The organism is Caballeronia sp. 11_S32, assembly GCF_056930355.1.
In genome coordinates this window covers 587,179-609,425 of the sequence record NZ_JBXOWH010000005.1, presented here as the reverse complement: position 1 = coordinate 609,425, position 22,247 = coordinate 587,179, and the positions used below count along the sequence as shown (strand labels likewise).

Genomic DNA, 22,247 nt, shown 5'->3' with positions numbered 1-22,247 from the left:
ATGTCTCCATGCCTCGAATACGTTGACGCCGCGTCAGGACGACGCACCCGGCGCGAGCAGCGTGATCTCCACGCGGCGGTTTTTCGCGCGGCCGGCGGGCGTGTCGTTCGGCGCGAGCGGCTCCGCGTCGCCGCGTCCTTCGGCGGAAAAACGCGCGGGCGCGCCGGTGAGCGACGCGAGCATCGCGCGCACGGTTTCGGCGCGTGCCTGCGACAGATGCCAGTTCGACGGAAAGCGCGCCGACACGAGCCGCTGGTCGTCGGTGTGGCCCGTGACGACGACCCGGCCGGGCACGCCCTTCAGCGCCTCTGCAATGCGCCCTATCAGGGCGTCGTAGGCCGGATCGAGCGTCGCGCTGCCGGAGGCGAAGAGGTTGTCGCCGGTGATCGTGACGATGGAGCGGTCCGCCGTCTCGCGCACCGAGACCAGACCCTGCCTGATCTCGGGCGCGAGGAAGGTCGCGAGCGTCGCGGCGGCGGCGGGCATCGCGGCGGGCACGATCGCGCTCGCCTGCGCGGCGGGCCGCTCGCTCACGCGGATGCGGTTGAGCGCATCGAACACCGGGTCGGACGTGCGGTTCAGGCTCAGCGCGAGCGCGACGTGCGTCGCCACCAGCACGACACCCGCGAGCGCGGCGCAGACCCACGGCGGCATGCGCTGCCCGAGCGGTTTGCGTGCGCGCCCGGCGGGCCGCCAGTGCACCGAAAGCTCGGTTTCGAACGCGCCACGCTGATTGCGGATGATGCGTTCGAGCCGCTCGCGCACGGAGTCGAGCTGGCTGCGCCCGCCGTCGATCAGTCGATATCGCCCTTCGAAGCCGAGCGAAAGGATCACGTACAGCAGTTCCAGCACGTCGACGTTGCGCGCCGGGTCCTGCGCGAGCCGCTGCAGGATCAGGAAAAAGCGCTCGCCGCCCGACGCTTCGTTATGGAAGGTCACGAGCAGGCTGCGGCTCGCCCAGACGCCGCTGCCCCACGGCGTGCCCGAGATCGCCTCGTCGATGCAGGTACACAGGCAATAGCGGGCCGCCGCGAGCTTCTCGGTGTCGATGCCGCTCGCGCGCGCGTCCTGTTCAAAAGCACGCACCATTCGCGCGAGCTCGGCGCGCAGCCCTTCGATATCGGCAATCGCCGCGCGCCGGCGCAGCGGCAGCGCGAGTTCGAGCAGCGGATTGGCCGCGCGCACGAGCGGGTTCAGGCCGGCCGCGGCCGGCAGCGCGGGCGCGCGGGGCTCGCGTGGAGCGGTTTCGCCGCGATCTTCGTCACGGGCACGCGCCGCGGCGCGTGCGCCCGGCTGCGGGATCAGGATGGTGTCGTCCGGGTCGAAGCCGGCTTGCGGAAAGGTCGGTGCGTTCACAATGGGTTCCTTCGTCGAAGGGTTCCTGAGTTATTGACGGATCGCCCAGAACTCGAACTCGATGCCTGGAAAATCCCCCGCGACGTGCAGCGCGACGCCCGCCGAAGTCGCGAACTGCCGCCACAACTCGCCGCCGCGTTCCAGCTCGAAATAGGTGAAGCCGGCATGGAACGGCAACTGGCGCGGCGCGACCGGCAGCGCACGCAACGCGATGCCCGGCAGCTGGAGATTGACGAGGTCGCGGATGCGCTCGACCGGCCCGAGCTTGGCCTGCTGCGGGAAGCCGTTGAGCAGCGCGGCCGGCGCGAGATCGGCCTTCACCGCGAGCACGAAGCTCGCGGAGGCGAACAGCTCGCGGTCCGGCACGATCGCCACGCGCAGGCCGTACTTGCGCTCCTCCAGCGCGATCGGCACGGCATGCGGGTCCATCACCGAGCTGAGCGCGTTGCGCAGCGCATCGACGAGCGGCGTGAAGGTCTCGTCGAGCCGCTCGTGGCGATACGCCGGGAACGCGGCGGGACGCTTGGCCGGCTGGCTGAAGGTCGCGAGCTCGCCCGCCAGTTGCAACGCGTGCTGATGCAGATCGTGCGGATGCAGGCCCGTGGTCGTAGCGATCCCCGCGAACAGCGGCTCCGCGCGGTTGAGCACTTGAAGCAAGAGGAAGTCGGCGATCTCGGCCGCGCCGGTCGCGGCGGGCCGGGCGAGGCGCGCGGCGAGCGCGTCGGCGCGCTGATGCATGAGGCCCGTGAGCTCGTCGACGAATCCGGTGAGCCGCCGCGACACGCGATAGTCGAGGCACGGCGGCGCGTAGGCGGCATCGAGCACGATGCTGTTGTCCGTGCGGCGCTCGACGATGCGCGCAATCCCGAGCGACGTGTGGGCATGGACCACGTCGCGCTCGAACGCGAGCCGCAACTGAAGCTTGCCGACCTGCACGAGCGCCGCGCCGGGCGCGCCGTCGTTGCTGTCGAGCACTTCGGTTTCCGCGATGCGGTGACGCGCGAAGCCATCGCCGGCTTGCACGGTATGCGCGGCTTCCGGCACGCCATGCCGCGCGACGGGCAGCGCGAGCACCACGGTCAGATCGCGCGCGTCCTCGGGAATGGCGAGCGGCGGAGGAAGGTCGTCATCGGCGGGCAGGCGGAACGGACTGCCGTCGGGCAGCACGCCTGCGCACGCGGTCAGCGCGATGCGGCCGAGCTTCAGTTGCTCCACGTCGATCGTGAGTTCCGAAAAGCCGAACGCATAAGGCCGCAGCGCGGCGCAGCGCGCGTCGATCTGCGCGCGCAGGTAGCGGTCGTGCTGCTGAAGATGTTGCGGCTGCAGCAGCATGCCTTCCGACCAGATCACCTTGTTGTTCCAGGACATCGTCGCCTCGCTATCGGATTGAAGGGGCAAGCGCTCTCGCGTCGGCATCGCCGTTTGCCTGCCGCTCGTATGCGTCGTTGAAGGCGCTGCCGCACAGCGCCCGAAGGTCGTCGGCGCTCGCACGGTCCAGCTCGGCGTGCAGCGCGACGAGACGGTCCCACTGGCGCGCCTTGCGGCACGCGGGCAGCCAGTCGAGCCAGCCGCGCCGCGTGTCGGTGCGCGCGATCGCCCGCGGGTCGAAGCGGCCGAGCAGATGCTGCATGGCCGCGCGCGTGCCCGCGAGGACCGCGAGTTCGTGGCGGCGGATATCGTCGAATGCGCCTTCGAGCGCGGCCTGCGCGGGCAGGTAGCCGGTGGCCGCGCCGCGCAGCATCTGCGCGAGCGCGCCGTCGCCGTCGGGGAAGAACTTGAGCGGGTTGTTGTCGCGCTGGACCAGCATCGTCGTGTCGAGGCTGATCTCGCGCTTGAGCACCGAGCGCGACAACAGCACGTCCACCACGCCGCGCACCGCCGTACGCAGCATCGCGCCCGCGAGCCGCGCGATGCCGGCGGCATCGCGGGTGCCGAGCGTGGCAGCATCGACGCCCAGGCCGTCGAGCAGCGCCGCGAAGGCCGATTCGGCGCTGGCGTCATTGGCGGCGTCGATGCCCGGCGCATTGGCGGCGTGCCGGGAAGGCGTGCCGAACGCTTCGCCCGGCGGCCCGGCAGCCGGCACCGTGGCGCGCTGCGCGGGCCGGGGCATCGACACGGGGGCGGCGCTTTCGGCAGGCGCGAGGGCGACATCGCCCAGCGGATCGTAGTCGTGCGGAATGCCGCCCGCGGGCGCATGCGTCATCGCGCCGGCAGGCGGCACGTAGGCGAACTGCTCGGGCGATACGTGATCGCTCCCGGAGCCTGCGAACACCGCATGTCCGTCGAGCCGCGCCGGTGCTTCGCGCGCCATGCGCGAATCGCCGAGCGGCGCGGCAAGCGGATCGAAGCGCGGCCCCGGCAGCGGGGAATCCGCGAGCACCGCCGCGTGCGCGAGCGGATCGTGCGCGCACGCCTGCGGCAAAGCGCACTCACCCGCGCTTGCGACATCGAGCGGATCGAAACCGCGACGGTCGTGCACGCCGAGCGGCGCATCGAAGGCGGCGGCGCTCGCGCGCGCCATCGCCCGCACGCCGAGCCGATAGCCGCCGATTTCCAGCACGTCGCCATCGGCCAGGCGCGCGGGCTGACCGCTCGCGAGCGGCCGTCCGTTGTGGCGGCTCGGATTGCCGCCGAGGTCGGCGAGCCGCCAGCCGTCTTCGGACCAGCCGATCCGCGCATGCACGCGCGACACGGTCTTCGCCGCATCCGGCAGCACCATCGTGTTGTCGGGGCCGCGCCCGATGGTCCCGCCCGCCGCCCCGAAGCGGCATGCGAGCGGCGCATCGGGCGCGTTGCCCTGATACGTGTCGACCGTGAGCGTCAGATACATGGTGTCTCCTCCGTGCGCGTTCATTTCGATCCGTCGTCGGCCTGGCGGGGCTCGGCGGGCTCATCGGGCGACGCGCTCGCCGCGCCCGCACCGCCGGCTCCGCCGCCGCAGTTGATCTCCACGACCACGCCGTCGATCGTTACCGGCCCCGCCGCGCTGATCGCGATGCCGGACGGCGAAAGCACGATGGTGTTGCCGCCCGCCTTGAGCGTGAGAATCTCGCCCGCCTCGATGGTGACGTTCATCCCGCCCTTCACATCGACGTTAACACCCGCCCCCACCGAAATATTCGCCCCGCTCTTGTGTTGCGTATCGCCGCCGACATCGAGCGAATATTTGCCGCCGATGCGCACGCGCTGGCTGCCCTTCACGTCGTCGCTGCGATTGCCGCCGCAGCGCCCGATATCGTCCTGCTCGACGATTACATGCCGCTCGCGGCCGATGCGCGTCAGCGCGTCGTGCTTCACCCACGTCTCCAGATCGCGCTCGGCATGGAAGAACAGTTGCTCGGCGCCCTTGGTATCGTCGAAGCGCATTTCGTTGAAGCCGTTGCCGCCCTTCGTCGAATTGCTCTTGAGCGTGGTGCGCGCCATCTTCGCGGGGAGTTCGTAGGGCGTGGTCTGCGCGGCGTTATAGACGCTGCCGATCACGAGCGGCTGGTCCGGGTCGCCCTCGATGAACTGCACCAGCACTTCCTGCCCGATGCGCGGCAGAAAAAACGCGCCATAGCCCTTGCCGGCCCACGGCTGCGCAACGCGCACCCAGCAGCGCTGCAGCGACTCGCGCGACGCCTCCGGTTCGAGCTGTTCCCAATGGAACTGCACCTTGATGCGGCCGTATTTGTCGGTATGGATCTCTTCGCCTTCCGGCCCGACGACCACTGCCGTCTGCGGCCCCGCCACGCGCGCGCGCGGCGTGCTGCGCGCGGCGCGAAAACCGGCGTCGCGCGGCAGCGCCCGAAAAGCGCAATCGAACACGGGCGGCCTGTCGCGCGCGTCGAGTGTCGAAAGGTAGTCATCCGAATTGATCGCATACTCGGCCGAAACGATCAGGTGCTCGCGGTTCTGCGGCTCAAGCGGATGCCCGGTCAGCCGTACGAGACCGCCGGGCCAGATGGCGCGCGCCGTGGTGCGCGCGCTCACGAACACGTTCGACGCCTGATGCGCCTCGGCATGCGCGCGCGCGAGACGCTCGGCGTCCGCGTGCTGCGTATAGCCCGGCGCGTGCTCCTGCATCGCGTAGACGGCCGGGTCGAAACGCGTGCTGCGCAGCCCGCGCGCGACCAGGCCTTGCTGCACCGACTGCGACGGCTTCTCGAAGTCGTAGTCGTTGATCTCGACGATGCCCGTGGCCACTTCGCCGCCCGTGGACCATGCATAGATCCACTCGTGCTCGTGCGGCGTGGCCGGCTGCGGGCGAAACGGCAGCTCGGCGCAATGCGGCGTCGGGCCGTGCACCTGCGACGAATCGGTGAGGATCAGCCGGTGCTTGCCGCCCTGATGCGCGAAGAAGTAGTAAATGCCTTCGCGCTCGGCGAGCCGGCTCACGAAATCGAAATCCGTCTCGCGATACTGCGCGCAGTGTTCGAGGCTCGGATACGTCGCCGAGCATGTGTTCTCGAAGTCGATGTGATAGTCGGCGAGCACCCGGCCGATGATCTCGGGCACGGTCATCCGGTGAAAGAAGCGGCAGTGCGACGCGCGCGTGAGCAGCCACAGGCGCGGGCGCACCGTCGCGCGATACATCGCCGGGAGATTGGGCTGCGTGCTCGCGGGCCGCGCCAGCTCGAACGCGGTGACGATGCCGTTGTATTCGCGCGTGCCGCCGCCCGGAATCTCCAGCGACAGCGAGAAGTCGCTGCCGAGCATCTTCGCGATGTCGAGATTCGAGCGGTCGGCGAGCAGTTCGAGATCCCATTGCGCGAGCCGCCCGAGCGCCTCGCGTCCGCGCATGCGATACAGCACGAGCGCCTTCTTGCCGAGCGCGCAGGTCACCTGCGCGATGCGATTGGTATCGGTGAGCATCATCGCGGGCCTCGTCGTCAGGGAATCTGCGTTTGGCGCGTCGCCGGATCGACGATCGCCACCACGCCGCCCCAGGTGCAGAGGCAGGTGGACACGTTGTCGAGCGACGGCTGCTTGCCGAGCAGCACCGTGACCGCGCCGGGCGCCCACGGCTCAACGGTCGCGGGCACGCAGGGCATCGGCGTTGGCGTGCCGAGCGCGGCGGCGGTGGCCGCCGCGACCTCTGGGTTCGCCTGTGACGTGCACATGCCGAACGGCAAGATGTTCACGAGCGGAATGTGATCCATGATGTTCGCGGCGATCGACCCTTCGCAGCGCACCCGGTTGACGGGCAGCACGACGAGCGCCGACGGCGTCATGCCGAACGAGCATTGCAATGTCGCGCCCATGCAGACCTGTTGTGGCATGGCCGGCTCCTTAGTCGAACGAATAGGTGAACTCGCCGTCGCGCACGCCGACTTCGACCTTCCCGATGCTGCGGCCATCGACGAGACGGCCGAGGAATTCCGCGCTCACGCGCGGCAGCAAGGTGTTGGTGAGGATCGCGTCGATCATCCGGCCGCCGCTCGCGAGCTCCGTGCAGCGCCGCGCGATCTGGCCGACCACCGCATCGTCGAAGGCGAAGCTCACGCGATGCCGCTCCACGACGCGCCGCCCGATACGCGCGAGTTGCAGGCGGATCACGGCATCGAGCATGGTGTCGTCGAGCGGGTAGTACGGGATCACCGCGACGCGCCCGAGCAGCGCGGGCGGAAACGCTTCGAGCAATGGCTCGCGCAGCGCTTGCGCGATTTCTTCCGGCGAAGGCGACTGCGAAGGCGACGACAGCGCGCGCCCCCCGCCGCACAGACGCGTGATGAGCTCGGTGCCGACGTTGGTCGTGAGCAGGATCAGCGTGTTGGAAAAGTCGATCTCGCGGCCTTCGCCGTCTTCCATGCGGCCCTTGTCGAAGACCTGGAAGAAGAGCTTGTGCACGTCCGGATGCGCCTTCTCGAACTCGTCGAGCAGCACCACGCTGTATGGACGACGCCGCACCGCCTCGGTGAGCACGCCGCCTTCGCCATAGCCCACATATCCCGGCGGCGCGCCCTTGAGCAGCGATACCGTATGCGCCTCCTGGTACTCGCTCATGTTCACGGTGATGACGTTGTCCTCGCCGCCATAAAGCGCCTCGGCGAGCGCGAGCGCGGTTTCGGTCTTGCCGACGCCCGAGGTGCCCGCCAGCATGAACACGCCGACCGGCTTGCAAGGATCGTCGAGGCCGGCGCGCGCGGTCTGCACGCGGCGCGCGATCATCTGCATCGCGTGATCCTGCCCGACGATGCGGCGGCTCAGCGTCGCCGCCAGATCGAGCACGCTTGCGGCTTCGTCGCGCACCATGCGGCCAACGGGAATGCCGGTCCAGTCCTGCACCACCGACGCGACCGCATGCGCATCCACGCCCGGCAGGATAAGCGGTGCTTCGCCCTGACGCTGCGCGAGTTCATCGGTGAGCGTTTTCAACTCTTGCAGCGTCACGGTTGCGCCGCCCTCTTCGATCACCCGCCGCGCCGCGAGAATCCGTGCGACGAGCGCGCGCTCCGCTTCCCAGCGCGCGGTGAGATCGGCGAGGCGCGCGCGTTCGGCGTCGAGCCGGGCGGCGACATCGGCGGCGCGTGCCTGCGTGTCGATGCCGAGCGCCGCTTCACGCGCCACGATCCCGCTTTCGGTCTGCCACGTCTCGATGCGCCGCTTTGCATCGTCGATGGCGGGCGGCAGCGCCTGCTGGCTCACCGCCACGCGCGCGCAGGCGGTGTCGAGCAGGCTCACGGCCTTGTCGGGCAACTGGCGCGCCGGAATGAAGCGATGCGAGAGCTTCACGGCTGCCTCCAGCGCCTCGTCGAGCACCTGCACGCCGTGATGCCGCTCCATCTTGCGCACGAGGCCGCGCATCATCGCGATCGCGTTCGCTTCGGAAGGCTCCGGCACCTTGACGACCTGAAAGCGCCGCGTGAGCGCCGGATCTTTCTCGATGTGCTTCTTGTACTCGACCCACGTCGTCGCGGCGATGGTGCGCAGCGTGCCGCGCGCGAGCGCGGGCTTGAGCAGGTTGGCGGCGTCTCCCGTGCCGGCCGCGCCGCCCGCGCCGACGAGCGTATGCGCCTCGTCGATGAAAAGAATCACCGGCTTTTGCGACGCCTGCACCGCTTCGATCACCTGCTTCAGCCGGTTTTCGAACTCGCCCTTCACGCTCGCGCCCGCCTGCAGCAGCCCGACATCGAGCGTGCGCACGACGGCGTCGCGCAACGCGGGCGGCACCTCGCCCGCGACGACGCGCTGCGCGAAGCCTTCCACCACCGCCGTCTTGCCGACGCCCGCCTCGCCCGTGAGGATCGGATTGTTCTGGCGGCGGCGCATCAGAATGTCGATGACCTGGCGAATCTCCATGTCGCGCCCGACGATGGGATCGAGCTTGCCTTCGCGCGCCTCGGCGGTGAGATCGACGGTGTAGCGGGCGAGCGCGTCATCCGCTGCGAGCGGCGCGGCTGGATCGGCGAACGCGGTCGACTCGGCGGCGATCACGGCCTGCGCTTCGGGCGAGCCATCGAGCAGCACGTCGAAGCGCGCGGAGAGCGCATCGAAACTGATCTTCTCGAACTGGCGCGAGAGCGCGTACAGCGCATTGCGCAGGTTCGGCGTGCGCAACATGCCGATCACGAGATGCCCCGTGCGCACCTTCACGGCGTTGAACATCAGCGAGCCCGCGACCCAACCGCGCTCGACGGTTTCGTCGACTTGCGCGGAGATATCGGAGACGGCCGTCGCGCCGCGCGGCAGACGATCGAGCGCGGCGGTCAGATCGCGTTCGAGCGCGGCCTCGTCCAGCTCGAAATGACGCATGAGGCGGTGCAGGTCCGAATCGGCCGCGAGCAGGATCTGGTGCATCCAGTGCGCCAGCTCGACATACGGATTGCCGCGCAGCTTGCAGAATGCGGCGCCGTTTTCGATCGCGCGATAGGCAAGCGGATCGAGCTTGCCGAACAACGCCATGCGGCTGATTTCAGTCATGAGGAGTCTCCTTGCGATGGCTCGCTCCCGCCTGCCCGGCGATCACGACCCGATGGTTGTCATGGACCGGCGCACCGCTCGTGAGCCAGGTGTTCCAGCCGAGGCGCGCGCCGTTCGCGGTCCCGTTCGTAGCGGTTCCCTGCAGACGCAGCGGCGGCACTTCATCACGCTTCAGATGCAGCGCGACGTCCCAGTCGAGCGGATCGCGCACGTAGTTGCGGACCCAGTCGGCGAGCTTCGTGAGGCTCTTGCCGCCCGGCAGGAAGCGCACGAAATCGGCGTAGCGAAGCGGCCCGATCACGATGCGGAACTTATGCTGGCAGTCCCACACCCGCGTGCCGACGACCGTCGATACGCCGAGCCGCGCACCGCCCAGCCGCGTACAGGCGTCTTCGGGCAGCGCGATCCAGTGGCCGCGCCATTGCTCGATCGACACGTTCACGCCGAAGAAGCGCGCGAGGATCAGCCGCAGCCCGTCGGCATGGCGCGTGGGCGCGGCGAGCACGCCCGCGAAGTGGCGCTTGGCGGAATCGGGCACGGCGTCGCGACCGGCGAGCGCCGGCGCGCCCAGGCCGAACAGGCTGCCGACGTAATCCGCGAAGCGATCGTCGCACGGCCGGTCGGCGCTCACGACCGGCTGCGCATCGGCCCATGCGCGATAGAAGAGCGACAGCATCCGGTGATGGAACACGTCGAGAAAGCGCGCGAGCGTCGGATCGTTGGCGTTGCGGGCGCGCTCGCGCACATAGGCGGTCAGATGCGTCGGCAGCGGGCCGTTCGGCCCGAGCAGGCCGAGAAAATTCACCGCGAGCCGGCCAGGCTGTCCGCCCTCGCCCGGAATGTAGTCGCCGAGCGCAGTCGGATGGAAGATCAGCTCCGGGTCTTGCGAGAGGCGCACCGCGTCGTCGCGCGCGGAAAACGACCGGCCGAGGCGCGGACGCTCGCCATGCGCGCGCTCGATCAGCCGCAGCGCCTGGAAGAAGTCGAAGCGGCGGGCGTCGCGCGCGAGCACGCCGTCGATGGTCAGAGCGTCGCGCATCGTCCGGTCCTCGCTGGCCAGTGCATGAGCGGACCACGCGCGAGCGACGCGACATGGGTCTCGGTGAAAGAATTGATCGACACGTACTGCGCAAAAAACTGCGCGAGCACCGCGCCGAGCAGAAACGCGCTCGCGCCCTCGAACGCGGCGTCGTCGAAGCGCAGCGTGATAGCGAGGCCGCGCCCGTAGACGATCGGCCCGGGCGTTGGCAGGCGGCGCACGACCGGCTCGCACGACACCGAGCGCAGCCCTTCCACCTGCCGGTGCGCGGCGGCGTCGTCGGCGGGACAGTACAGCGCGAGCAGCTCGCGCAGCGCGCGGGCGCCTTCCTGCGCGTTCGTATCGACGAGCGACGCGTAGTTCAGCGAAAGATGATCGAGCAGCCGCCATGCCGCCGGCCCTTCGGCAAACGAAGGCAGCGGCCGGCTCGGGCCCGCGACGCAGCGCACCGCGGTGACGGGCGCTTCGGCATCGAGCGTGAAGTCGGTCGAACCCGCGCCGATGGGCATGGACAGCGGCAAATCGCGATTCGTGCACCACGCGCTGATGCCGAGCTGACGCACTTCGCCGCCGAGCGGCGCGCTCTGCGCATCCACCAGCGCGATGAAGGCTTCGCTGCCGAGGTAGCTGCTGCGCGCGCCGTTCTGCTGCTGCCGCACCGACGCGCGTCGCGCCTCCCGGCGCAGTTGATAGAACGCGCCGCCCTCGCCCGGCATGTCGAGGTCCTTCGCGCAGTGAAACGGGCGATATTGCTTCTCCGCGTCCGCGCCCGCGCCATAGCCGGTGACTTCGTCGATCTGATGGATCTCGTAGTCCATCGGCCGCGTGCGGTCGATAACGACGTGATACTCGAATTCCGTGTCCGACAGCGCGACGCGGTCGGTGCGGCGGCGAAACAGGTTGATGGCGGGCGTGCAGTCGAGCGCGAAATTCGACGCATCGACACCGCGCTCGAGCGACGCGTCGGCCTGATCGAGCAGGATCACGATCTCGGCTTCCTGGCCGCGGCAATGACGCAGCGCGCTGCGCAATCCGTTCACTTCGACGAACATGAAGCGCGGCGCGAAGGCAAAGTACTCCTGCAGCAGCCGGTAGCCATCGAACGATTGCTGGCCGACCGGCAGTAGCGCCTCGTCCTCGGCGAAGCCGAGCGGCCGCAGCGCGGTCTTCGGCAGCACGGCGAGCGTGGCCGCCGCGCTCGCGCCGTTGCCCGGCTGCATCACCGCGACGCCGACGCAATGCGCGAGCAGACGCTCGTGCAGGCGCGCGGGCAGGCCGTCCGGGCCGCGCAGATAGAGCGCGAGACGATCGAGCGAGAGGCGGTCGAAGCCGAGCGAGCCGGTCGCGCGCAGCCGCAGGCGCAATCCCGCCTTGACGCCCGCGGGCAGCAGCGGCGACGACGCGTTGAGCGAGCCCGCATGCGTGAAAAACTTCGCCTGCGCGATCGCGACCGGCCACAGCGTCAGCGCATGCGCGGTGCGGTATTCGCAGCGCGTCGACGCGGACTTGTCGAGCATGCCGCGCAGCGCCGTGTGGCGCGGGACGACGATGCCGTCGGCGCTCGCGGCGAGCTGCGGGTTCGCGTGATCCGACTGAAGCTGGACGACCGCCATCGAAGGTGTGGGCGCCAGATAGTGCGGATACGCGAGTTCCAGCAGATGCTGCGTGAAGCGCGGGAATTCGGCATCGAGCTTCATCTGCACGCGCGCGGCGAGAAAGCTGAAGCCTTCCAGCAAGCGCTCGACATAAGGGTCCGCACACTCGACGCCGTCCAGCGCGAGCCGCCCGGCGATCTTCGGAAACGCGGCGGCGAATTCGCCGCCCAGCTCCCGCACGTGCTGCAGCTCCTGACTGTAGTACTTGAGGAACGCGGGGTTCATGCCTGCTGCTCCCCGGCCAATGATCCGGCGCGCGCGGCCGATGCGTCGGCGACGCGCACCTCGCCCGCTTCGAGATCCAGCTCCGTGCGCAGAAAAAGCCGTTCGGGATACGGCTGCGACCACATGTCGGCCTCGATCTCGAAGCGGATCACATGGCCACGCACCGTGCCCCTTGCGCCTTTTGCTTCGTCGATCGCCGCCACACGCACCGATTCGCGCGCAAGGCGCGGCTCGAAGGCCCACAGCGCGTCGCGGATCAGGCGCTCCAGCGTCCCCGCCGTGAGCGCGGCGACGTCGCGCCCCGCGAGATCCGGCAAGCCGTAATTCAGTACGGACGTCGCGACATGCGGCAGGTTCGCCGCGTCCGAGCCCTCCCCGAGACCGCTCGCGTTCAGCAGCCAGCCGATGTCGCGCTGCACGCTGTCGCGCAGCGCGCGCGCCGAGATCACGCGACGCTCGCGGGATTCATGTGGTGCGTGCGGTTCGAGATCGGTCAGGCGGTCCAGCAATGACGGCTGCAGGCGGTCCCGGGCGGAAGGTTCGGACATGAGCGGCTCCTTCTGGGCGAAATGGACGGACGTCACGCGACTCAGGCGGCCTTCGCCGTCGGCAGCTTCGACACGAGCCGCAGCGACACCGTGAGACCTTCGAGCTGGTAATGCGGGCGCAGGAAGAACTTCGACGTGTAGTAGCCCGGATTGCCCGGCGCTTCCTCCACGATGACCTGCGCGTCGGCGAGCGGCTTGCGCGCCTTGGTGTCGTCGGAAGAGTGGGCGGGATCTCCGTCGACATACTGGAGAATCCAGTTCTGCAGCCAGCGCTCCATGTCGTCGCGCTCCCTGAACGAGCCGAGCTTGTCGCGCACGATGCACTTCAGGTAGTGGGCGAAGCGGCAGCACGCGAACAGATACGGCAGCCGCGCCGCGAGATTCGCATTGGCGGTGGCGTCCGGGTCTTCGTACTCGGCCGGCTTGTGCAGCGACTGCGCGCCGATGAACGCCGCGAAGTCCGAGTTCTTCTTGTGCACGAGCGGCATGAAGCCGTTCTTCGCCAGCTCGGCCTCGCGCCGGTCGCTGATGGCGATCTCGGTCGGGCACTTCATGTCGACGCCGCCATCGTCCGTGGGAAATGCGTGCACCGGCAGCCCCTCGACCGCGCCGCCCGACTCGACGCCGCGAATGCGCGAGCACCAGCCGGACATCTTGAACGAGCGCGTGATATTCGCCGCCATCGCATACGATGCGTTCGCCCACGCATACTTGCTGCTGTTCGCGCCGGCCGTGTCTTCCTCGAAGTCGAAGCCTTCGACCGGATCGGTCTTCGCGCCGTAGGGCGCGCGCGCGAGAAAACGCGGCATGGCGAGGCCGATGTAACGTGAGTCCTCCGAATCACGCAGCGAGCGCCACGCGGCATGCTCGGGCGTCTGGAATATCTTGGTCAGATCGCGCGGATTGGCGAGCTCCTGCCAGGATTCCATCAGGAGTGCGGCCGGGTCGGCGCCCGCGATGAACGGCGCGTGCGCCGCCGCCGCGATCTTCGCGATCTGCGTCAGCAGGTCGACATCGGGCCCGCTGTGATCGAAGTAGTAATCCGCGACGAGCGCGCCGTAGGGCTCGCCGCCGAACTGACCGTACTCTTCCTCATAGAGCTTCTTGAAGAGCGGGCTCTGGTCCCACGCGACGCCGCGATACTTCTTCAGCGTCTTGTGCAATTCCGTCTTCGACATGTTGAGCACGCGGATCTTGAGCGACTCGTCGGTCTCCGTGCTGTTCACGAGATAGTGCAGGCCGCGCCATGCGCTCTCGACCTTCTGGAACGGCTCGCTGTGCAGGATCAGGTTGATCTGCCCGGTGAGCGCCTGGTCGATCTGCGCGATCAGCGCCTCGATAGTCGCAAGGACATCGCCGGAAATCACGCCGGTATCACGCAATGCCTGCTCGGCGAGCGTGCGCACGGCATTCTCGACGGCGTCGCGGGCGCGATCGGACTTCGGCTTGAACTCCTTGTGCAGCAGCGCGGAGAAATCGTCGAGTTCGGGCGCCGCTTCCATGACGGCCGCGCCGGTCTGTTGCTGGAGGCTGAGATCGTTCATCGTGTCATGCTCCGGTGGTGGGTTGGGCTTCTTCGCCGTTCGGACGAGGTTGCGCGGCGAGCGCCTTCATGAGCGCGGGCTCTTCCAGCAGGCGGGCGATCAGCGCTTCGGCGCCGGTCTTGCCGTCCATGTAGGTCAGCAGGTTCGCCAGTTGCGTACGCGCCTCGAGCAGTTGCCGCAGCGGCTCGACCTTGCGGGCGATCGCGGCGGGCGTGAAGTCGTCCATGCTCTCGAAGGTCAGATCGACCGAGACGTTGCCGTCGCCCGTCAGCGTGTTCGGCACCTGCACCGCGACGCGCGGTTTCATCGACTTGAGGCGCTCGTCGAAGTTGTCCACGTCGATTTCGAGAAACTTCCGTTCGGCGGCGGGCGCGAGCGGCTCGGCGGGTTGACCCGACAGATCCGCGAGCACGCCCATCACGAAGGGCAGGTTGACCTTCTTCTCCGAGCCGTAGACTTCGACGTCGTATTCGATCTGCACACGCGGCGCGCGATTGCGCGCGATGAATTTCTGACTGCTTTCCTTCGCCACGATGTCCACTCCTTTGGTTTTGCCTGAGTCTGGTCAGACGACCCCGCCCAGATGCCTGAATTGATGCGCGCCGTCCGGCGCGACATCCTCGATGATTTCGATAAAGCTCTTGCCGACCAGCCTGCGGGCGCGCTGCAGCAACACCGGCAACGGGCTCGATGGCTCGCATTCGGCGTAGTAGGCGCAGATTGCGTCGAGCGCCTCGCTCACGTCGCGCGCGCTCGCGATGCGCCGGGGCGTGGCGGGTCCCGCCGCGGTGGCGGCATGCGCCGCCGCACCGGAACCCGCGCCCTCTTCACTGCTGCTGGCCTCCATCGCGCTTCCCCTTCCCCCCGTGTCCGGATCGAGCACCGCGACTTGCGCCGTCACGAACTCCCCGATGCGCCCGAGCGGCCGTGCGAGCGCTCCGAAATCGAGCGCGCGCGCCGGCCCCACGCGCCCGGTCAGCGCGCTCTCGATCTTCGCGAGCGAGGCCCGCGCCGACGAGAGCGCCTCGCACATCGCCCGTCCTTCGTCTATGCCGGCTTGCGCGAACGCCGCGTCGATGGCCGCGAGCGTCGGCATCTCATCGCCTTCGTCCCGCGGCGCTTCACCTGTCAGCACTTCGAGATCGCGCAGCGCGAAACCGCGCTGGCCACGCGGCGCGACGAACGGCACGTCGCGCAGCTCGCCCACGATTCCCGCGCCATCGACGAGCGCCGACAACGCGTTGACCCGCGCGGTGGGATCGTCGCCGTCGCTGGCGTCGAGTTGCGGATGCACCCTGCTCCAATGCTGTTCGAGCAGCCCTTCGATCAGCGCGAGGCCGCACGCGAGACCAGCGAAGCCCTCGCGCACCATGCTCGAACGCGTGTAATGCACCGCCACACGCAAATCGCGCGTGCGTCCGAGCAGGGTCATCGAGAGCGAGCGGGCGAGCGTCCAGTCGGGCGGCGTCGCGGCAATCACGATGCCGCCGTACTGGGCGTCGGGCTTGCCGGCGATCGCCTCCTCCAGCGCCCGGAATTCGGGGCTGTACTCCTCGTCCTCACCGCACGGAGACTGCGGCGCGAGGACGGTAAGCCAGGCTGCGATATCTGCGAAGTTCATGACGATGTCCGCGACGAGCATTGAACGGAAGGCGGCCTATCAGGGCCTCGGCGATGAAGATGAACGCGAACTGGAGCTGGAGCTCGCGCTGGGGCTGCCGCCCGGGCCGGAGTCGCATGACGCCGTGTTCTTCGGGATGTTCCATTTGCCGGTCACCACGCCGCCTTTCTTCGCGCCGTTGTTGTCCTGCGGCTGATACTCGACGCAGAATTGCGCGAAGTTCAGCGTGACGTTCTCGGCGATCTGATCGCCGCCGCCCGAACCCACGGAGTGACGGCTGATCAGCACCTCCTTGAGCGTGATCTTCAGATACTCGACCGGTTCGCTGCCGCCCGCCTTGCGCAGCGTGAGCACGGCCTCCGGCATGTGCACGCCCTGACAGCACGACTGCACGATCGTGGGCGAGCTCTTGTCGACGTACTTGCTGATCGAGAGGTCCTGCACCGATGCGGTCCCGGTGCCGCCGCCCGTGCCGGTGTGCGTCGTGCCCGTCTGCGAACATCCCCACGACCAGCTCAGCACCTCGATCTCATCGGTGTGGCCCACCGCCTGAGATTCGCCCTTGATATCGCCCAGCTTGAGAAACATATCTACGGCCATGTCAGTCTCCAAAAAAATGCGCCCCTTTCGGCACAGGTGAATTCGCATCGCGTTGGGTCGCGAAGCGGGGTTTGCGAGCTTTCTGTTGATTACCCGCGTCTATTCGGATACCTAATCTTTCGAAATGCTTCGATGCGTTTTCAGTCGTCACGCATCAGCCTGAATTCATGCGCTGGCTCATTCGCCGAGCGCCTGCCGGATCGCCGCTTCCACGGCCCGCGCATCGCCGCGCTCGCAGAGCGCCGCCCAGTTCCTGAGCGTGTCGCGATTCACGGCCGGCTTTTCGCAAAGCTGCGCAAATCGTTCGAGTGTCGCGGCCGAACCGACTATGCTATGAAAACGTTCGCGTCCGATGCACGCGTCCAGCATGACCGCCATGCCTGCCTGCCGGGCTCGGTCGAGGAGGGTCTCCATGATCTGTCTCCTATTCGGTGGTTCAAGTGCGCCTCGATGCGCGATCCGTGACCCGAAAACAGCCGCCCTCGCTGGCTTATTCCGCAAAAAAACTCGAAAAATTCGTGGAATAGATTCGCGTCTGGAGTGTTGTCAATCATGAGCGCGCCCATTTCAGGAGCCGACCCGATGAACGACGACGACCTGCCGACCGTCCTGCCGACGCTCTTGCCGCGGCTCTGGCGATTCGCGCTGAGGCTGACGCAGAACCCGCACGACGCCGAGGATCTCGTGCAGCGGGCGTGCGTGCGGGCGCTCGAGCGGCGCAATCAGCTTCAGCCGGGCACGTCGGCGCTCAGCTGGCTCTTCTCGATCGTGCATTCGACGTGGATGAACGAATTGCGCGCCCGTTCCATTCGCAACCGCGGCAGCATGGACTGGCAGGACGAGGAGATCGAATCGTTCGCCGATCCCGCGGGGCGCAACCCGGAGCTCGATTTGCTGCATCGCCAGGTAATCGACGCCGTCGAGGCGTTGCCGGAAGCGCAGCGCGTCGTGATGGTGCTGGTGGCGATCGAAGGTCTGAGCTATCGCGAGGCCGCCGAGGTGCTCGACGTGCCAATCGGCACGATCATGAGCCGGCTGTCGCGCGCGCGGCTGACGATCGGGCAGAAATTCAGCGTTCAGGCGCCTGAGGCGGCAAGAAAAGGAGAATCCTTATGATGAATGTCGATGATTCGCTGCTGATGTCCTATGTGGACGGCGAGCTTTCGCCGGAGCAGCGCGCGGAAGTCGAAGCGGCAATCGCGCATTCCGACGAACTGGCGGCGCGGGCTGCGGCGCTGCAGGCGTCGGTTCTGCCTTATCGTGCCGCGTATGACCGGCAGACGGTGCCGCCCGTGCCGGAGAGTCTCACCCGCCGCATCGAGGAACTCGTAAGCGTCAGCGCGACGCAAGAGCGCAGCGCGCCGCGCGGCGGCCGGCGCTTTTCGCTGCAATGGGCGGCTGCGGCCTTCGTCGCCGGTGCGATTTGCTCGGGCGTGCTCACCGGCTATCTCGGTGGTTTCAATCCGTTGAGGCCGGGTGTCGATCCGTGGGTGCAGAGCGTCGCGGACTATCAGGTGCTCTACGGACGCGACACGGTCGCCAATCTCCGCGAGGACAAAACCAGCACCGAACAAGTGCTGGCCGATATCCATCAGCGAGACGGCATGCCGGTCGATGTTCCCGATCTGCGTCAGGTGGGTCTGAAGTTCAAGCGCGTGCAGCGCCTGAACTACCACGACCGCCCGCTCATCCAGATGGTGTATCTGCCGGAGCGCGGCGATCCGGTCGCCCTGTGCGTGATCGAGGAAAACGAGGGCGACGCGCCGGTGCGATCGGGGCAGGTCGGCGAAATGAAGACGGTCACGTGGCGCGCGAACCGGCTCGCCTATGTGTTGCTCGCGAAAACCCCTTCGCTCGACTTGCAGGCGATCGGCAACAGCATCGCCAGCGGGAAGACTGCGCCGCTCTACAGCAGAGGCGATGCAGACGTGCCGCGCGACAGCTAGGCCGACGCGAGCGCCGCGCTTCATGCCTTCGACGCGGCGCAGAGACTCGCGCATTCCTGGCGCGGTTTCGGTTCGAAGCGGAGTCGACGGTGAATTGCGGCAACACGCGGATGGCGGCGGCACATGACGCTCACCGTTGCCTTCTGAATTGACGACCGCGAAGGCCGAAAGGCCGCTGCACGCGCTTTCCGCGCTCTGAGCGCGGGTCAGCAGTAGCGGCCCGCTCTCCCTTTCCCATAGGTTCGGCCTCGAACCTTCCATTTGCATTCCTGCATTTCTCCATGCACTTATCTCGCGACCAGTCGGCACCGGTCGCCAAGTCCGCTCGCCGGTCACTGGATTGTCGCCGCCCCTGCGCGCGGTTTCCGTGCCTCATGCGGGAAAGTCATGCGCCTCATGAGTTCTTTTCGATTGTTGTCGTCATGGGACCGCATCGAGAATGATTGCAACCCAGCCGCCCGCGCACAACACCATTTGACTTGCGGATCACGACGCATCCGCAGGCAAATCAACCAGGAATGCGACGACCGATGAACCTTCGCGAATCCATCATGCACCTCGATGAACCCAATGCAAGCATGTCGAGCCAGCAGGTAACCTCGGACCATCGAACGTGTGGGGAAGCACTCGTTACATTGCTCGAAGAATACGGCGTTCAGTTCGTCTTTGGCATTCCGGGCGTGCATACCGTGGAGCTCTATCGCGGTCTCGCCCACTCGCCTATCCGGCACGTTACGCCCCGGCACGAACAGGGCGCGGGCTTCATGGCCGACGGTTACGCGCGTGTCACAGGAAAACCCGGCGTGTGCTTCATCATCACCGGGCCGGGCATGACCAACATCGCGACCGCGATGGCGCAAGCCTATGCCGATTCCATTCCGATGCTCGTGATATCGAGCGTCAATGCACGTAGCCAGCTCGGCGGCGGAGACGGACGTCTGCACGAATTGCCCTCGCAGCGCGAAGTATTCAACGGACTCACCGCGTTCTCCCACACCCTGCTGGATGCCGCCGAATTGCCTCGGGTGCTGGCGCGCGCCTTCGCCGTGTTCGAGAGCGGCCGGCCGCGGCCCGTGCATATCGAGATCCCGCTCGACGTCATCGTGTCGCCGGCAAGCGCGATGAAGGCGGCTCCTCCAACGCGCCCGGCGAGGCCCGCCGCACATCCCGCTGCGCTCGCCTCGGCCGTGGAACTGCTCGCCGAAGCGCGCCGCCCGCTGATTCTCGCCGGCGGTGGCGCGGCACACGCCGCGGCCGAATTGCGCGAACTCGCCGAACGGCTGCAGGCCCCCGTCGCACTCACGACCAACGCGAAGGGTCTTTTGCCGTGCGGAGCGCCGCTTCTCATCGGCTCGACACAGTCCCTGCCGCAAACCCGCGCGATGGTTCGTGAAGCCGACGTCGTGCTCGCGGTCGGAACCGAACTGGGCGAGACCGACTATGACGTCCTCTTCGATGGCGGGTTCTCGATTGCCGGGCAGCTCATCCGCATCGATATCGACGCGCAGCAGCTGATGCGAAACGTCCATCCGGATGTGGCTATCGTTGGCGACTCGCGCGACGCGTTGAGCGCCCTGTCGACGAGACTGCATGAGCGGCCTGTCCGTCCCGCTTCACCGGGTTGGGGCGCCGCGCGCGTGGCGGCGGTGCGCGACGCCATCATGGCCAGTTGCGACGCCCCGATGCGATCGCAGAAGCGCCTGATCGACACGATCGTCGGCGCCTTGCCCGACGTCGTGATCGCGGGCGATTCGACCAGCCCGGTCTACGCAGGCAACTTCCTCCACGATGCGCCGACGCCGCGTTCCTGGTTCAACTCGTCGACCGGCTACGGCACGCTCGGATATGGGCTGCCCGCCGCGATCGGAGCGAAGCTCGCCGCGAGTGAGCGCCCGGTCGTGTGCCTGATCGGCGACGGCGGTCTCCAGTTCACGCTGCCCGAGCTGGCGAGCGCGGTGGAAGCGCGCGTAGCCGTGATCGTGCTGCTGTGGAACAACTTCGGCTACGGCGAGATTCGGAAATATATGGCTCGACGCGATATCTCGCCCGTTGGCGTCGATATCTACACGCCTGACTTTGCCGCGCTGGCAAAGGGATTCGGATGCGAGGCCGCAAGGGTCGACAATCCGCAGGCGCTCGACGTCGAATTGCGGCGAGCGGTATCGCGCGAAATCCCCACCGTGATCGAGGTTCGCGAAGCCGACTGGTTTGCACGGGTGCAATCATGAGCGCTCAGGCACGCCCTCTTTTCGAGTTCCCGCTGCGTACGCGGCTCTTCATCGATGGCGCCTGGTGCGTGCCCGAGACGAGGCAGCGGCTGCCCGTCGTCAACCCATCGACTGAAGAAACGATTGTCGAAGTGGAGGCCGGCGGACCCGCCGATGTCGATCGCGCAGTGCGTGCGGCATCGCGCGCATTTCGCGGCTGGAAGCGGAGCTCGGGCGCACAGCGCGCGGCCTTTCTGCGTGCGATTGCCCGAGGCGTGGAGGCGCAATGCGAGCACCTTGCCACGCTTCAGTCGTTCAACAACGGCAAGCCGATCGCCGAATCCCGTATCGACGTTGGCGATGTAGTCGCCACCTTCGACTATTACGCGGACCTCGCTGAAACGCTCGATGCAGCCGACGAAGAGGTCGCCATTCCAAGCAGCGATCATCGCGCGGTCATCCGCCGTGAACCGGCGGGCGTGGTGGGGTTGATCGTGCCGTGGAACTTCCCGATGGTGACGACGGCATGGAAGCTCGCTCCCGCGCTCGCCGCGGGATGCACCGTCGTGCTGAAGCCTTCCGAGTTCACCCCGCTGCCCGAGCTGAAGCTGGCCGCGATCGTCGAACGAGCGGGTCTGCCGCCGGGCGTGTTCAACGTCGTAACGGGCACCGGCACGGAGGTCGGTGCGGCGCTCACCACACATCCGCTCGTATCGAAGGTCTCGTTCACCGGGAGCACGGCGGTCGGCGAGCAGGTCATGAAGGCGGCCGCGCCATCCATCAAGGGCGTGAGCCTCGAATTGGGCGGCAAGTCGTCGATCATCGTTTTCGCGGACGCCGACCTCGATCTCGCTGTCGATCTCGTCATGGGCGGCGCGTTCTTCAATGCCGGACAGATGTGCTCGGCCACTTCGCGCGTGCTCGTCGAGCGGCCGCTTGCGCAGGCGCTGATCGCGCGCCTCGCGGACCGGGTGGCGCGAACCGCCGTCGGCGATCCGTTTGCATCCGGTGTGCAGATGGGGCCGCTTACGAACCGCGCGCAGTATGAACGCGTGCAACGCTTCATCGCGCGGGGCAAGGCTGACGGCGCGAGTCTCGTCGTTCAGGGCGAAGCGCCGGAAGGACCCGGATATTTCGTACAGCCGACATTATTCGTCGACGTGCCCACCAGCAGCGCCGTGTGGCGCGAGGAGATCTTCGGCCCCGTATTGTGCGTGCGCAGCTTCGATATGGAAGACGATGCGATCGCCTCGGCCAATGACACCGAGTTCGGTCTGGTCGCAACCGTCGTCACGCGCGACGCGGCACGCGGCCAGCGAGTGGCCGGCGCGCTTCAGGCGGGCGTCGTCTGGATCAACGCACCGCAACTGATCTTTCCGCAGACTTCCTGGGGCGGCTACAAGAAGAGCAGCATCGGCCGCGAGCTGGGGCCGTTCGGGCTCGCCGCTTTCCAGGAAGTTAAACAGATATTGAGTCCGGCCGGTCGCGTTTGAAAGGCTGCTCGAAGCCTGAGCCATGCGTTCGGCTCATGGCAACCATGCCGAGAATTCGATTGTTGCCAAAATTTTGCATCCCTAGAGTGTTCTCACGGACGCCGTTGTTGA

The 22,247-nt window shown here is 67.6% G+C and carries 18 protein-coding genes; 4 read left to right on the top strand and 14 right to left on the bottom strand.

Annotated elements, in window-relative coordinates:
• Positions 1-33: 33 nt before the first annotated feature.
• The 14 genes from AC1Z32_RS37370 to AC1Z32_RS37305 form a co-directional block, all read right to left on the bottom strand.
• Entirely contained in the window at positions 34-1,356 is a 1,323-nt protein-coding gene (locus AC1Z32_RS37370; RefSeq protein ID WP_483483891.1) for a DotU family type VI secretion system protein, read from the bottom strand.
• A gap of 30 nt (positions 1,357-1,386) precedes the next feature.
• Positions 1,387-2,724 carry a type VI secretion system baseplate subunit TssK gene (gene tssK, locus AC1Z32_RS37365; protein WP_483483890.1) on the bottom strand — a complete coding sequence of 446 codons (1,338 nt, stop codon included), beginning with the start codon at positions 2,722-2,724 and terminating at the stop codon, positions 1,387-1,389.
• A gap of 10 nt (positions 2,725-2,734) precedes the next feature.
• On the bottom strand, positions 2,735-4,186 hold the full coding sequence (gene tagH, locus AC1Z32_RS37360) for a type VI secretion system-associated FHA domain protein TagH (protein ID WP_483483889.1): 1,452 nt from the start codon (positions 4,184-4,186) through the stop codon (positions 2,735-2,737).
• A gap of 20 nt (positions 4,187-4,206) precedes the next feature.
• A complete protein-coding gene (locus tag AC1Z32_RS37355; RefSeq protein ID WP_483483888.1) occupies positions 4,207-6,213 on the bottom strand; it encodes a type VI secretion system Vgr family protein in 2,007 nt (668 codons plus the stop codon).
• Between the two features lie 14 nt (positions 6,214-6,227).
• On the bottom strand, positions 6,228-6,617 hold the full coding sequence (locus tag AC1Z32_RS37350) for a DUF4280 domain-containing protein (protein ID WP_483483887.1): 390 nt from the start codon (positions 6,615-6,617) through the stop codon (positions 6,228-6,230).
• 10 nt (positions 6,618-6,627) lie between these two features.
• A complete protein-coding gene (tssH, locus tag AC1Z32_RS37345; protein WP_483483886.1) occupies positions 6,628-9,258 on the bottom strand; it encodes a type VI secretion system ATPase TssH in 2,631 nt (876 codons plus the stop codon).
• Positions 9,251-10,297: a type VI secretion system baseplate subunit TssG gene (gene tssG / locus AC1Z32_RS37340; RefSeq protein WP_483483885.1), complete on the bottom strand. Its 1,047-nt coding sequence runs from the start codon at positions 10,295-10,297 to the stop codon at positions 9,251-9,253. Before tssG ends, tssH begins: the two co-directional genes overlap by 8 nt.
• Positions 10,282-12,177, bottom strand: coding sequence for a type VI secretion system baseplate subunit TssF (gene tssF, locus AC1Z32_RS37335; protein WP_483483884.1), 1,896 nt, complete (start codon positions 12,175-12,177; stop codon positions 10,282-10,284). Before tssF ends, tssG begins: the two co-directional genes overlap by 16 nt.
• Complete coding sequence (gene tssE, locus AC1Z32_RS37330) at positions 12,174-12,725, bottom strand: type VI secretion system baseplate subunit TssE (protein ID WP_483483883.1); 552 nt, start codon at positions 12,723-12,725, stop codon at positions 12,174-12,176. The genes tssF and tssE overlap by 4 nt, the downstream gene beginning before the upstream one ends.
• 41 nt (positions 12,726-12,766) lie before the next feature.
• A complete protein-coding gene (tssC, locus tag AC1Z32_RS37325) occupies positions 12,767-14,227 on the bottom strand; it encodes a type VI secretion system contractile sheath large subunit (protein ID WP_483484148.1) in 1,461 nt (486 codons plus the stop codon).
• 46 nt (positions 14,228-14,273) lie between these two features.
• Positions 14,274-14,801 (bottom strand): type VI secretion system contractile sheath small subunit, encoded by a 528-nt coding sequence (gene tssB / locus AC1Z32_RS37320; RefSeq protein ID WP_483483882.1) that lies wholly within the window; start codon positions 14,799-14,801, stop codon positions 14,274-14,276.
• 33 nt (positions 14,802-14,834) lie between these two features.
• Entirely contained in the window at positions 14,835-15,890 is a 1,056-nt protein-coding gene (gene tssA / locus AC1Z32_RS37315; protein ID WP_483483881.1) for a type VI secretion system protein TssA, read from the bottom strand.
• 39 nt (positions 15,891-15,929) lie between these two features.
• Positions 15,930-16,490 (bottom strand): Hcp family type VI secretion system effector, encoded by a 561-nt coding sequence (locus tag AC1Z32_RS37310; protein WP_483483880.1) that lies wholly within the window; start codon positions 16,488-16,490, stop codon positions 15,930-15,932.
• A gap of 177 nt (positions 16,491-16,667) precedes the next feature.
• Positions 16,668-16,904 carry a hypothetical protein gene (locus tag AC1Z32_RS37305; protein ID WP_483483879.1) on the bottom strand — a complete coding sequence of 79 codons (237 nt, stop codon included), beginning with the start codon at positions 16,902-16,904 and terminating at the stop codon, positions 16,668-16,670.
• Between the two features lie 168 nt (positions 16,905-17,072).
• On the opposite strand from AC1Z32_RS37305, the gene AC1Z32_RS37300 reads away from it, so the two are divergent.
• The 4 genes from AC1Z32_RS37300 (at position 17,073) to AC1Z32_RS37285 (ending at position 22,136) form a co-directional block, all read left to right on the top strand.
• Positions 17,073-17,606: an RNA polymerase sigma factor gene (locus AC1Z32_RS37300; RefSeq protein WP_483483878.1), complete on the top strand. Its 534-nt coding sequence runs from the start codon at positions 17,073-17,075 to the stop codon at positions 17,604-17,606.
• A complete protein-coding gene (locus tag AC1Z32_RS37295; RefSeq protein WP_483483877.1) occupies positions 17,603-18,436 on the top strand; it encodes an anti-sigma factor family protein in 834 nt (277 codons plus the stop codon). Before AC1Z32_RS37300 ends, AC1Z32_RS37295 begins: the two co-directional genes overlap by 4 nt.
• Positions 18,437-18,966: 530 nt before the next feature.
• Positions 18,967-20,664 carry a 5-guanidino-2-oxopentanoate decarboxylase gene (locus AC1Z32_RS37290; RefSeq protein ID WP_483483876.1) on the top strand — a complete coding sequence of 566 codons (1,698 nt, stop codon included), beginning with the start codon at positions 18,967-18,969 and terminating at the stop codon, positions 20,662-20,664.
• Positions 20,661-22,136 (top strand): aldehyde dehydrogenase family protein, encoded by a 1,476-nt coding sequence (locus AC1Z32_RS37285; RefSeq protein WP_483483875.1) that lies wholly within the window; start codon positions 20,661-20,663, stop codon positions 22,134-22,136. The genes AC1Z32_RS37290 and AC1Z32_RS37285 overlap by 4 nt, the downstream gene beginning before the upstream one ends.
• Positions 22,137-22,247 lie beyond the last annotated feature (111 nt).